Raw genomic sequence first — 13,120 nt, 5'->3', positions numbered from 1 at the left:
CTCACAGTAAAGTAGCTATCATGACCGCTTTTATCGTATGCTTCCTGTTCTCCGCCTGATCCCACACTCTACTCTGTTTTCCTTCAATCACTTCGTAAGTTACTTCCTGCCCCTTTACAGCTGGTAAACAATGCATGAAAATAGTGTCTGGATTTCCTGTCATATCCATTTTTTCGTCGTTCACTTGATACGGTTTCAGAATGGACATCCTTTCTTTGGCCTCTTTCTCTTCTCCCATCGATACCCAAACATCCGTGTAAACCACATCTGCGTTTTTCAGAGCGAGTTTGGGATCCGGAATAAACTCCACGCTCGTATTGTTTTCTTTGGCTATCTCTTCACATTTTTTGAGTATCTCTGGATTCGGTTTCAACTCCTCTGGACCGCACGCAACGAAATTCATTCCCATCTTTGCGCAGGCTATCATGAGAGAAGTTGCCACGTTGTTTCTCGTATCTCCCATGAAGACAACTTTTATTCTTTTCAAACTTCCGAAATTTTCTTCAATCGTCATCAGATCGGCAAGTGCCTGTGTGGGATGAAAGTCATCCGTGAGGCCATTGTAAACGGGCACCCCCGAGTATCTTGCGAGTGTTTCGACGGTCTCCTGTTTGTATCCACGAAACATGATGGCATTCACCATTCTACCAAGAACACGCGCGGTATCCTCAAGAGATTCTTTTACACCGAGATGGATATCGTTTAAGGAAAGAAATATGGGGTGTCCCCCTTCTTCAGCAAAAGCTGTCTCGAAAGCGAGTCGTGTTCGTGTGGATCTTTTCTCGAATATCATGGCAAGAGTCATTCCTTTGAATCTCTCTTGTTTCAATCTAGAACGGCTTTCCATTTTCACTTGCTTTGCCACATCGAGCAAATATCTTATCTCCTCTGGGGTGAAATCTAAAAGCGTGAGAAGAGACTTCCCTTTCAAGTTGACAGACACGTTTCACACCTCCACAATATCTTCAACCTTTTCGCCGGTTGATATGTACCTTATCGGTTTTCCTGTCTCTCTCTCTATGAAATTCACAAAGCGCTCGAATGAGCTGTCCTCAAGTGTTCTCCAACCAGTGAAAGACTCGTACACTGGTTCTTTCTTCTCTAGACCTTTCAGCGAAAGAAGCTCTTTTCCATCTTTGTACCTGACACACACTTTTATTTCTTCAAAACCGTTCAGAATGTCTGCTTTCGTCATAACAAGTGTGTCAACGTTCGCCATTTCTATCGCGTAGTTGAGGAGAGGGAGATCGAGCCAACCACATCTCCTTGGGCGGCCGGTTGTTGATCCGTATTCATGTCCTGCTCGTCTCAACGCTTCTCCTTCCTTTCCAACGAGTTCTGTTGGGAAAGGACCTTCACCCACCCTGGTCGTGTAAGCCTTGAAGACCCCTAAGATCTCGTCCACTTTCACTGGAAATCCCATTCCTGCACTCACACCAGCAGAGGAACAGTTCATACTGGTAACGTAAGGATACGTCCCTGCATCGATATCGAGAAGGACCCCTTGGGTACCTTCAAAAAGAATAGAACTTTCCTCTAAATATCTTTTCATCTGAATTGGAGAGATCACGAAATGTTTTATGAGTTCGTAAAACTCCAGAAGATCTTCTAAAACAATTTCTATATCAAAGTTAAGACCGTACAACTTTTTAAGAGAGAGATTCTTTTCCAGCAACTCTTTTGCTTTCTTCTCGTCGCTGAGTTCAGAAATTCTGACATTTGATCTCATAACTCTGTCGGAACATGCGGGTCCAATTCCCCTCTTCGTAGTTCCTATTTTTAACAGCTCGTCTATTTTTTTATCCATTTCTTTATGAACGGGTAGAACAACGTGTGCGTTCTCGGATACGAGAATCTTTCCCGAGTAATCGGGAAATCTCTTTCTCAGTTCTTCTATCTCTTCTGCGAACACTTGAAGATCGAGTAAAACCCCGCTTCCAATCGCTATTCCTATGTTCTTAGTAAAATCCGCAGAAGGAAGAAGATGGTGCACCATTTTGAACGTGCCATAATTCACCGTGTGACCTGCATTAGCTCCTCCTGAAAATCGCGCAACGATATCATGATATCTGGAGAGATAGGTCACAACTTTTCCTTTTCCTTCGTCTCCCCACTGAAGGCCAACGACCACTCTGTTCATTCACTTCACTCCTCTTCAAATCGTTTGAAAATGGAATCTACATGTCTCAAGTAATAAGATGCATCGAAAAGTTCCATGAGTTCTTCTTTAGTGATCAGCCTCTTCACATCAACGTCTTCGACGAGATGATCAAGGAAACTTTTTTCTGAGTTCCAGGTCCTCAAAGCATTTCTCTGTACTATATCGTAAGCTTCCTTTCTTGTAAGTCCTTTTTCTATGAGTTTTAGAAGAACTCTTTGTGAAAAGACGAGTCCTTTTGTTAGATCGATGTTTTTCTTCATTCTCTCTTCGTTCACCTTCATATTCTTTATCACTTTTGTTGCAGTGACGATCATATAATGAAGAGTTTGTGTGGCATCTGGAAAAATGTATCTTTCTACGGAAGAATGTGATATGTCTCTCTCGTGCCAGAGAGCAATGTTTTCAAAGGAAGGAGACACGTACGCTCTCATCATCCTTGAAAGTCCTGTCAAGCGTTCACACGTAATAGGATTTTTTTTATGGGGCATGGCACTTGAGCCTCTTTGACCCTCTTTGAAAGGTTCTTCCACTTCGAGAACTTCTGTTCGCTGAAGATGCCTTATCTCGAGAGCCATTCGTTCTATACCAGCTGCTACGATGCCCAAAACTGACAGATAGAAAGCATGTCTGTCTCTTGGAACAACTTGTGTAGAGACTGGTTCTCGCTTGAGTCCAAGGTAGGATAAAGCTTTTTCTTCTACTTCAGGTGGTATGTTTGCATAATTTCCGACGGCACCACTTATTTTCCCAAAGGCCACTTCTTCTATTGCTTCCTTCAGACGTTCCGTATTTCTCTTCATTTCCGAGTACCAACCGAGTATCTTCAACCCAAAAGAAGTAGGCTCAGCATGTACGCCATGCGTTCTACCAATAATGGGAGTGTACTTGTAGCGATTTGCAGCTTCCCAAAGTACTTCACACAGCTTTCTTAGAACATTAAGAAGAATCCTACCTGCTTCAACGAGAGCCAAAGAATTGGCTGTGTCTACGACATCCGATGAGGTAAGTCCGTAATGAAAATACCTGGAATCCTCGCCAATCATTGTTCCGATTCCTTCCACGAAAGCCACCACATCGTGATTGGTCTTCTCTTCTATTCTTTTAAACAATTCCACATCTATTTCAACTTTACTCTTTATTTTCTCGGTGACTCCTTTTGGTATCATCCCCAATTCCTCGTAAGCCTTCGTTACTGCGAGTTCCACCTCCAGCCATCTTCTGTATTTTGCTTCCTCCGTCCACAGATCCTTCATCGGTGACAAAACGTACCTCTCTACCATCTTTCTCCCTCCTGAAAATATCTCTCAAAGATATGAAAGCCACAACAAGGAAAACAAGATAAGAAGTTTTTGGGTATTTTAGGCTCGCTACTTTCCAAAGGGATACGGCAACAAGTATCCAAAATACGATCTTCAAAGCGGATCTGACTATTCTTTTTTTCATAAAGTCACCCATTACCAACGGAATAAAAGAAAACGCGAGATACATTTCTGCAGTGTCGTAGTTGATTTTCTTTATGTATTCAAAACCTTCAAGAACTAGAAGAAAAACGAGACTGATGTTGAATATGGTTTTACTCTTATCTTCTTTGCTCCAAAGAAAGAGACCAGAAAGTAAAGGAACAAGTATTGACAAGAGGACACCGTCTTTCCAAGACAGCACGGCAAATATCAAAGAGAGTCCTATCCCTAACATCATTGTTCCTCCTTCGCTAGAGTGACAACGGTTTCAACGTGGTAAGTCTGAGGAAACATGTCAAAAGGCTTCACTCGTTCTATTGAATATCCTCCCTCCAGAAAATATTTAACGTCTCTGACAAGGGTGGAAGGTTCGCATGAGACGTAAACGATCCTCTCAGGAGAGAGTCTGAGGATTTCTTTAACCGTTTCCAGGCTTGTCCCAGATCTGGGAGGATCCAATATTACTTTGTCTGCCCTCCCATGATAGGATCTCAAAAATTCTAAAACATCGCTTTCCACATATTCAATGTTCCTTCTACCGTTTACATTTGCATTAGCTTTTCCTGCTTTTACAGCGATCCTACTCGATTCGACAGATATCACTCTTGAAGAAGAAAAGGATGTTCTGATGGAGAAAGTTCCGATCCCCGCATAAAGGTCGAGAACCGTTTCATTTCCTTGAAGGGCTAATTCTTTGTATACATGGTCTATCAATTTGGATGTAACGGAGTAATTGCTTTGAAAGAAGGCGGTTGGAGGAATTTGAAATCTTTCCCAATCGAATTCTTCAACAATAATTCCTTCTCCATAAAGAGTTCTGTAAGGACCTCTCAAAATGACAGAATCTTTCGAATTCATAACATGAATTATAGAGTACACCTTGGGAACTTTTCTCAATATTGCTTGCACCAAACTTCGACCCCATGGAAACGATTCCGTCTTCGTTACAAAGATGATCATGAGTTGATCTGTACTGAACGCATATCTGACGACAAGGTGTTTCAAAATCCCCTTCCTCGTTGCCCAGTTGTAAGTGGGAATGTTCATCACTTGAACCGCTTCCCTGACCGTTTGCAAAACTTCGGTAGTATCTTCAGGTGCAATTTCGCAAGATTTTATATCAATTACTGTATCAGATTTACGTTGTTTCAGCCCCAGTTTTCTACCCTGAAAATGAAACTCCATCTTCGTTCTGTAATGATACACAAGATCACTGGGTTCAACTTCTTCTACATTAACTGCTATCCCCGAACGTTCGAAAAGATCTATGAGAATTTCTCTTTTGTAAATAAGTTGATTTTCATATTTCATGTCCATCCAATGACAACCACCACATCGCCCGAAGTACTTACAAGCAGGTTTTACCCTGCTTTTTGATTCTCTGAGGAAGGAAATCACTTTTCCGAAAGAGAAATCCTTCTTTTCTCGGACAGGCTTCACCAATACCTCTTCTCCTGGATAAGCCCCTTCAACGAAGACTATCTTTCCATTGGAGAGATGGGCTAGACCGTATCCTCCGTTGACCATCTTGTCTATCTTCACTCGTTCCAACATTTGTCACATCCTCTCCGGTGCTGAAACTCCTAACAAATCCAAACCTTTCTTTAAGACGATCTTAGTTGCGAGTGAGAGATTCAACCTCGCATTTGAAAGAGGTATATTCTCAGGATCGACGATGACATGCTTTGTGTAAAACACATGAAACGATTCTGCCAATCTCTGAAGATAGTTTGTTAGTCTGTTGGGAGAGAACATCGTAGCGGTTTCCTTCAACGCGGTACTGAACATTCCAAGGTTCCTCATCAATGTTCTTTCTTCATCGTTTCCGAGAAGCTCAAGATGTTTTCCTTCTTCAAATGTGATACCTTTTTTCTCTGCGTTGACGAAGAGATTCGAAATCCTTGCGTGAGCGTATTGAACGTAATAGACAGGATTATCCATGGTTTTCGCCTTGGCAAGATCTATATCAAATACCATGTGAGTATCTGGATCTACCATCGCGAAAAAATACCGAGTTGCATCTCTTCCAACTTCATCTAGGAGCTCATCCAGTGTGATAAACTCTCCAGCCCTTGTAGACATTCGAACTACTTCTCCACCACGTTTCAACGTAACGAATTGATGGAGTATTACGTTGAAGAAATCATCAGGTATTTCCAAAGCCTTCATAGCGGCTTTCATACGAGGAATATGACCGTGGTGGTCACTTCCCCATATGTCGTAGACTTTTTTAAATCCTCTTTTGTACTTCTTGTAATGGTAGGCTATATCCGTCATGAAATATGTGTACGTTCCGTCACTTCTAACGAGAACTTTGTCGTCTTCTTCTATGAAGACAGACACTTTCAACCACAAAGCACCCTCTTTCTCATAAACCAGACCTTTCTCTTTTAGAAAGCTCAAAACTTCCTCTACAGTACCATCTTCTATTAGGCTTTTCTCGGAATAGTAAACATCAAACGAAGAACCTATTCTTTTCAAAGTATCTTTCATGCTGGAAAGTATCCTGTTCAAAGCTATTTCTCTGAAAAGTGCTTCCACTTCTTCATTCCAAATGTTCTTGTACTTATCGCCCACTTCTTTTATCAGATCTTTCGCTATCCCCACGAGATATTCTCCTCTGTAACCTCCTTCTGGAATCTCTTTTTCAACTCCAAGAAGTTGGTTGTACCGTACCCATAAAGATTGTGTCAAAAGTTTTATCTGTTTTCCGGCATCGTTTATGTACATCTCTCTCGTGACATCGTAACCAAGCTCTTTGAATACCTCTGACAACACATCTCCTATCACGATCTGCCTACCGTGACCCACCGTGAAAGGTCCCGTAGGATTGGCACTACCATATTCAAATTGAACCTTCGTTCCATCTCCAACATTCTCTTTCCCATAAGCTTCCTTTTGGACGAGAATCGTTCCAACAACTTCTTGCAACACTTCATTCGATAGAAAAAAGTTTATGAATCCAGGTCCCATGGTTTCTGTTTTGCTGAATGTGTGATCTTTCTCAAGTTTTCTCATTATCTCTTGGGCTATCTCTCGTGGGTTTCTTTTTAAAACCTTGGCAAGTTTCATAGCAACGTTGGTGGAGAGATCCCCAAAATCTTTCTTAGGTGGTATTTCAACCTCAAAATCGATTTTCACTTGGTATAACTCTGTGATTACTTTTGTGACTTTTTCTCTAATGAGATCCACCAACATGTTTTACACCTCCATGTTTGCAAGATCGTGTGCTAGTTTGTTCTCTTTCTCGCTTACCCACTCAAGGTGAACACGCTCAAATTTTTTCAAGATGTTCTTTACTTTTTCATAGATTGGTTTCAAATTCTCTGATTTCACTTTGTATTCATTTTTCAATTGCTTTATCACAAGTCGAGAATCTCCTCGAACTACCACTTCTTTTTCTCCAAATCTCAATACCTCTTCCAGCCCTTCCAAGAGAGCTAAATACTCCGCCATGTTGTTGGTTCCATAGGCGAGAGTTTTCGAGCATCTTTTCAAGACGTTTCCGTTTTCATCCAATATGACAAAACCTATTCTCATTTTCCCGGGGTTGGGTTTACTTGATCCATCGAAATAAAGAAAAACCAACTCTTTTCACCTTCTGAACAGAAAATACCTCACTGCATCTATCTTATGTCTTCTCTCTTTTAGAAGATTGATTTCGAGATCAGCGGATATCTTTACACCACCATTCTGCCGCAAAAAACCTGTCAAATTTGGAGTTAGAGGTATTGGAGCACTTATGTAACTCTTTCCGTGATACGAATTGTTGAAAAATGTCCCTCTAGGAGAAAGTTTCACACCGAATACTTCAAGACTTTGGGACCTGGCCCATAATCCTTTCTTTTCTTCCCACCAGTCTTTCTCTTCTGTTTCCAAATCGAAGTGTATGAATGTGAACACCTCTTTTTCTACCATAGGTCTCAAGACCTTGGAGGAGAAGATATCCTCTTTTCCAAGGATCGATACGAACCAATTTCCCAGGTCTACGATTACTCGTTTGCTTTGTGGAATGTATCTTTTTACGATTTCTCCATTTCTCACCACAAGGACATCAGAAAGCATCTTGAAAGTTTCCACACCAGGTGATATCACAGGAACATTTAAATTTCTTGATATGTAACGAAGCAGATCCGTATAGAAAGGTTCTAGCTTTTCGAATTTTCCGGTTTTGAAAGGAAAAACGCCCATAAGGAGATTACCAGTTAGTCTTGGAAATATCAAAAGATCGATAAAGAACAAATCTTCCTTTATGATTTCCATGAGAGAATCTATGAATTCGTCAGCGGACCTGAACGTTTGATTCAGAGGGAACGAAACACAAACCACCCTTTTCACACCGTTTCTTTCACGGTGTGTTCTTGAAATTTTTCTCTTTGGGACAAGCTTCTTTCTTGCCATCCTCCAAAATAGATTCTCAAACATTTTTATAATCTCCTGAAGAGAAAGAATTTTCTTCAAACTCGATAAAAACGGGTGCCACACCTTCCGCCACGATACCCGTTCGATTCCTGGTTTTTTCGAGAGGAAAGTAAATGTTGTTGTGAACTTTACCTTGGAAATTCAAAAGCGCTATCGATGCAACTTCCGTTTCTTGGGTATGAGCCCAAAATTTTGCCTTGATGAAATTGAAATCTACAAAATTTTGGACGTCACAAAATCCGATGAGAAGCTTCGCTCCACTTTCTTTAGCTATGTAGAATGCTTCCGGATAAAGAGAGAGTTCCCCCCCTACCACGAAAACTTTCAATCCAACATCCGCTATACCGAATTCGTATCCTTTTTTCCACTCCTTTCCTTGCCTGCCCACTATAAAGAATTTTTCCGTTCCTACAACGGAAAAATTGGCGTTGCTTGGTATTATATCTAACCAAGAAATGAAAAGATCGACTCTTTCAAACTCTTCCAAAGAAACTGTTGAACCTACCAAAATTTTCAATTTGTCCCACCCATTTCAAGTATAGCATTATTCCAAAACTCTTTCAGAGATGTATTCCACAGCAAACTGTCTGTCCACCTCAACCTGATCCCCCGTTTCGAGATCTCGAAGTATGACGATTCCTTTTTCTAACTCTTCGTCACCAATTATGATCACATACCTTGCTCCCATTCTGTTTGCATGCTTCAATTGTCCAGAGAGCTTTCTCTCCATGATGTCCATATCTACTCTGAATCCCTTTTTTCTTAGATCAATCGCCAAACTCACCCCTTCCTTGAAGGCTCTTTCGCCTATGGTGGCAACGTAGAGATAGTGGACGTTTTCTACTGGAACCTCTATACCTTCTGATTTAAGGGCGAGCACCAATCTCTCTATTCCGGCAGCAAAACCCAGAGCAGGGATAGAAGAACCTCCCAACTCCGAAAACAAACCATCGTATCTGCCACCACCGGCAATAGAGTTCTGTGCACCGAGGCCTTCATGCCTCACTTCAAAAACCGTTCGAGTATAGTAATCTAAACCCCGTACGAGAGTATGATCTTCCACATATTCAATTTCGAAGGTGTTCAGATACTCTTTCAATTTCTCGTAATGCTTCTTGCAGTTATCACAGAGATAATCCACACTCTTTGGAGCGTTCAGCGCGAATTTTTGATCCTCTTTACAATCGAGAAGCCTGAGAACGTTCCTTTCGTATCGTCTCTTACAATCCTCGCAAAGTTCATCCAAATATTGCTTGTAATATTCTTTAAGGACCTCTCGATATTGTTTTCTGCACTCAGGGCAGCCTATAGAGTTCAGGTGAATAGAATATTTGCGGAGCCCTAATCTTTTCAAAAAGATATCAACTGCCAGAATCATCTCGAAATCCGCCTTCGGAGATTCTGAACCTATGATTTCGAATCCCACTTGATGAAACTGTCTCAGCCTTCCAGACTGAGGTTTTTCATAACGAAACATTTGACCTATGTAATAATACCTTTGCTGAAATCCCCTGTTCACCAGAGAATTCTCCAGAAAGGCTCTCACAACAGGAGCAGTTCCTTCTGGCCTCAGCGTTATGCTTCTCCCTGCTTTGTCTTGAAAGGTGTACATTTCCTTCTGAACAATATCGGACTCTTCTCCGACACTCCTTATGAAGAGTTCAGTTTGTTCAAAGATAGGGGTTCTAATCTCCTCCATCCCAAAGCTTTCACAAACTTCTCTAAAAGTATTCTCTACAAACCTCCAATACCATACGTCTTCACCAAAAAGATCATTTGTACCTTTTATCTTCTTGTATTTCAATTGATTTCACCTCCATTCTCCGTTAGAAGAATTTTCAGATCTCTGATAATTCTCGCAAGCGCATAAAAGACAACGAGAAATTCCAATCTTCCGAGGAACATTCCCAAAGTCATTGTCCAAAGAACTCCAACAGGGAGATCGGGACTTGTGAGGCCGACGGAGAGCCCCACACCGTTCATTGCGGAAGAGAACTCGAACATGGAGACAAGAGGATCGTATCCGTAGCTCATGAGGACCAACGTACCAAGTAAATAAGTCAAAGCGTATATACCGAAAAAGATGAACATATCCTTTATGATATTTTCATCGATCGTCCTTCTGCTTTCTCCTTTCCAGACCATGATCTTTCCTACTTTTCTTCTTGGACCCACAAAATCTCGAATCGCTCGAACCAATAATTTGAGAGTTACAAACACCCTGAATTGTTTCAAACCTCCGGCAGTCGAATCCATCATACCCCCGAGCATCATGATAACAGTGAGTAAGAACACACCTAAAGGAAAAAGAGCCACCCACGGTACGAGATCAGTGTTTGAGAATCCAGTTCCTGTAATCGCTGATACTACTTGAAAGATAGTGTATCTGAGAGCATTTTCATGGAACACCTTACTTGCATGGGGAACCAAAAAAACTGTTGCAAGAACAATGGTTGTTCCCATTAGCCATGGTTCTCCGTTTCTCAAAAACGCTTTGAAGTTACCTTTCCAAAGTGTGTAATGAATACCAAATCCCGTTCCTCCAAGGATCATTAAAACGATCGTTATCGTTTCTATTGAAACACTGTTATAAAATCCTATGCTCGTGTTCTTTACTGAGAAACCACCTGTTGCAAGAGCAGTGAGTGAATGATTGAAAGCATCGAACCAAGGCATGCCTGCAAGATGAAGAAGCACCATTCCTAGCACAGCATACGTCACGTATATGATCATTATCACCTTTGTGGATTGTGTCACATTGGGAAGAATGTTGTCTACCCTTCCCTCAGATCCGTAAAGTGAAGCACCGAGAGGTCCTATAAGTGTAGCAAGCATTATCACAGCGAAACCAGCTCCCCCTATGAACTGCATAATGCTTCGCCAGACAAGAAGAACATGTGGCAAACTTTCAACATCTGGGAACATAGTGAGACCAGTGGTAGTCCATCCGCTGGTTGCCTCGAAAATCGCTTGGTGAAAATTCAAAAAGCCGGTAATTATGAACGGGGAAGCCGATAGCAAAATCGCCACAATCCATGTTGTGACAACTATCACTGCTCCTTCCTGGTAGCCAACTACATGGCCATTGCTCAATTTAGAAATTTTTTTGAGTAAGTATCCTGAAACGAACGAAACTACAGCCGGTACAAGAAACGCAGTGATGTATTTCCATTCTTCGGGATAGAAGATCACGAAGACAACCGGCAATAGAAGAATGGCGGGAAACCATGCAAGCAATTGCCCTACGTACCAGAACGAAACTCTGAGTCTGTGCTTTGTACTGGCCAATACATCTTCCAATTCTTTCACCTTCCAAGGAGTATGTTTTCCACTTCCTCTTTTGTCGCCGAATTAGTGATCACGTACAATTTGTCACCTGGAAGAATCTCTGTATCACCTCTTGGGACCACCAAAACTCCTCCCCGCACGATGGCTGCAACGATACTCTCTCTTGGAAGATTCAAATTTTTCAACATTCTCCCAACGATTGGATTGTTTTCATCTATCGTTACGTTCAGAAATTCTATCCCTTGCTCTAAAGGTATGATACTTGAAAACTCCTCAGGAAATATCAATGCTTCTATAGTATTCGTTATCAGGGTTGTAAGATTCAGAACGGTTGTGATCCCCAACTTTTTGAAAATTTCGATATTTCCCGGATCGTTCACTAGGCTGACCACACGTCTCACACCGAACTCTTTCATCACCAGCTGGGATATGAAAAGATTGACATCGTCTCTTGGAGTTAAAACTACTACCACATCACTTTTTGAAATCTCTGCGTCTCTGAGAACTTCTTTTTGACTGCCATCTCCGTGTATCACTGTAGCTTTCAATCTCTTGGCGAATTCCTCGCACAGATCCTTATCCTTGTTTATAATCACAACTCCGTACCTTCGAAAACTCATGGATCGTGCCAGATAATAGGCTGTTGTTTCACCGCCTATGATGATTATCTTCAACCTTGCTCACTCCCCACGATGTATTCCCTGATCCTCTCCATCATTAGATTGGCGGGACATATCGTTTTTATCCCACTATCTTCGAAAATTCTAGTCCTTTCAGGGTCGTACACTCTTGCTACAACATTTTTCACGTTAAACATATATCGCGCGTTCATCGCAACGAAAAAATTCGTACTGTCGTCGTTTGTAAAGGCAAAAACCATGTCGGCTTTTTCCATGCCACTTTCCTTGAGTGTTTCAAATTCTGCAGCATTTCCAACTATTGTAAAACCGGAGAACTCCGAATTCAACCTGTGAAAAGCATACTCATTTTTGTCCACAACGACCACGCTATGTCCTTCTACCGAGGCGAGATTTGCAACAAGAGCTCCCAACCTGCCACATCCAAAAACGACTATGTATTTATTTTTCCTTTTGGACATACGTCTTCTCCTCCGATTCTCAATATCTGTACCTGTGTATTCTTTTCATCCTTAAAATATACCCCCATAACATCCCATAGACAAATCCTCCTATGTGTGCCCACCAAGCAACTCCATACGTTCCGACAAGACTGTTCATGACTTGTATAAAAAACCATATTAGAAGATAGTAAAAAGCAGGGATTTCCACTAGGGTTAGAAAGAAGAAAAACGGAAAGAGTGTCACAATTCTCGAGTAAGGAAAGAGCACGAAATAAGCCCCCATCACTCCAGAAACAGCTCCAGAAGCCCCAATCATGGGGGTTGTTGAATGAAGAAAGAATGCAAACTGAACCAATGCGGCAAATACGCCAGCCGATAAATAAAAGAGAGCGTAACCAAAGTGACCCATTTCGTCTTCGGTGTTATCTCCAAAAATCCAAAGGAACCACATGTTACCCAGTATATGCCAGAAGCCACCGTGGAGAAACATATGACTTATGAAAGGGAAGAGAGAGAATCCCAATGCTTCCCTCACTCTGTCAACCGTATAACGTGCCGGTACCAATCCGTATTTGTACATGAAGACGAGAAGCTCTCTGTCACCCAATGTAAGTTGGTAGACAAAAACAACTATGTTTATCAGAATCAAAGCAACGGTCACGTACGGTTTCTTTCTACTCGGAAGAATATCGTAGAGTGGAAACATCT

Annotated in this window: 14 protein-coding genes; all 14 read right to left on the bottom strand. The window is 41.6% G+C overall.

The window, feature by feature from the left end:
* Window position 1 precedes the first annotated feature (1 nt).
* The 14 genes from argF to AS005_RS00540 are packed head-to-tail and all read right to left on the bottom strand — an operon-like array spanning window position 2 to window position 13,118.
* Window positions 2-943 (bottom strand): ornithine carbamoyltransferase, encoded by a 942-nt coding sequence (gene argF / locus AS005_RS00600; protein WP_101509770.1) that lies wholly within the window; start codon window positions 941-943, stop codon window positions 2-4.
* Window positions 944-946: 3 nt separating this feature from the next.
* Window positions 947-2,140: an adenylosuccinate synthase gene (locus tag AS005_RS00595; protein ID WP_101509769.1), complete on the bottom strand. Its 1,194-nt coding sequence runs from the start codon at window positions 2,138-2,140 to the stop codon at window positions 947-949.
* 5 nt (window positions 2,141-2,145) lie between these two features.
* Complete coding sequence (gene purB / locus AS005_RS00590) at window positions 2,146-3,405, bottom strand: adenylosuccinate lyase (protein WP_233186232.1); 1,260 nt, start codon at window positions 3,403-3,405, stop codon at window positions 2,146-2,148.
* Complete coding sequence (locus tag AS005_RS08850) at window positions 3,290-3,856, bottom strand: hypothetical protein (RefSeq protein WP_233186181.1); 567 nt, start codon at window positions 3,854-3,856, stop codon at window positions 3,290-3,292. Before AS005_RS08850 ends, purB begins: the two co-directional genes overlap by 116 nt.
* A complete protein-coding gene (gene rlmD / locus AS005_RS00585) occupies window positions 3,856-5,175 on the bottom strand; it encodes a 23S rRNA (uracil(1939)-C(5))-methyltransferase RlmD (RefSeq protein WP_101509767.1) in 1,320 nt (439 codons plus the stop codon). The genes AS005_RS08850 and rlmD overlap by 1 nt, the downstream gene beginning before the upstream one ends.
* Window positions 5,176-5,178: 3 nt before the next feature.
* The gene (gene argS / locus AS005_RS00580) at window positions 5,179-6,819 is read right to left on the bottom strand and encodes an arginine--tRNA ligase (RefSeq protein ID WP_101509766.1); all 1,641 of its coding nucleotides are present in this window, start codon (window positions 6,817-6,819) and stop codon (window positions 5,179-5,181) included.
* A gap of 3 nt (window positions 6,820-6,822) precedes the next feature.
* Window positions 6,823-7,209 (bottom strand): ribonuclease HI family protein, encoded by a 387-nt coding sequence (locus AS005_RS00575; RefSeq protein ID WP_101509765.1) that lies wholly within the window; start codon window positions 7,207-7,209, stop codon window positions 6,823-6,825.
* A 6-nt stretch (window positions 7,210-7,215) separates the two neighbouring features.
* Window positions 7,216-8,046, bottom strand: coding sequence for a hypothetical protein (locus tag AS005_RS00570; RefSeq protein ID WP_101509764.1), 831 nt, complete (start codon window positions 8,044-8,046; stop codon window positions 7,216-7,218).
* Window positions 8,039-8,560: a hypothetical protein gene (locus AS005_RS00565; RefSeq protein ID WP_101509763.1), complete on the bottom strand. Its 522-nt coding sequence runs from the start codon at window positions 8,558-8,560 to the stop codon at window positions 8,039-8,041. Before AS005_RS00565 ends, AS005_RS00570 begins: the two co-directional genes overlap by 8 nt.
* Before the next feature lie 27 nt (window positions 8,561-8,587).
* Window positions 8,588-9,847 carry a histidine--tRNA ligase gene (hisS, locus tag AS005_RS00560; protein ID WP_101509762.1) on the bottom strand — a complete coding sequence of 420 codons (1,260 nt, stop codon included), beginning with the start codon at window positions 9,845-9,847 and terminating at the stop codon, window positions 8,588-8,590.
* Complete coding sequence (locus AS005_RS00555; RefSeq protein WP_199203782.1) at window positions 9,844-11,343, bottom strand: TrkH family potassium uptake protein; 1,500 nt, start codon at window positions 11,341-11,343, stop codon at window positions 9,844-9,846. The genes hisS and AS005_RS00555 overlap by 4 nt, the downstream gene beginning before the upstream one ends.
* Window positions 11,344-11,348: 5 nt before the next feature.
* Window positions 11,349-12,005 (bottom strand): TrkA family potassium uptake protein, encoded by a 657-nt coding sequence (locus AS005_RS00550; protein ID WP_101509761.1) that lies wholly within the window; start codon window positions 12,003-12,005, stop codon window positions 11,349-11,351.
* Window positions 12,002-12,430, bottom strand: a complete 429-nt coding sequence (locus AS005_RS00545; protein WP_101509760.1) for a TrkA family potassium uptake protein — start codon at window positions 12,428-12,430, stop codon at window positions 12,002-12,004. Before AS005_RS00545 ends, AS005_RS00550 begins: the two co-directional genes overlap by 4 nt.
* 19 nt (window positions 12,431-12,449) lie before the next feature.
* Window positions 12,450-13,118: a rhomboid family intramembrane serine protease gene (locus AS005_RS00540; RefSeq protein ID WP_101509759.1), complete on the bottom strand. Its 669-nt coding sequence runs from the start codon at window positions 13,116-13,118 to the stop codon at window positions 12,450-12,452.
* Window positions 13,119-13,120: the final 2 nt, after the last annotated feature.

The sequence above is a fragment of the Thermotoga sp. KOL6 genome (assembly GCF_002866025.1).
In the GTDB taxonomy this organism is placed as follows: domain Bacteria; phylum Thermotogota; class Thermotogae; order Thermotogales; family Thermotogaceae; genus Thermotoga.
This window is presented reverse-complemented; position numbering and strand designations above follow the sequence as displayed.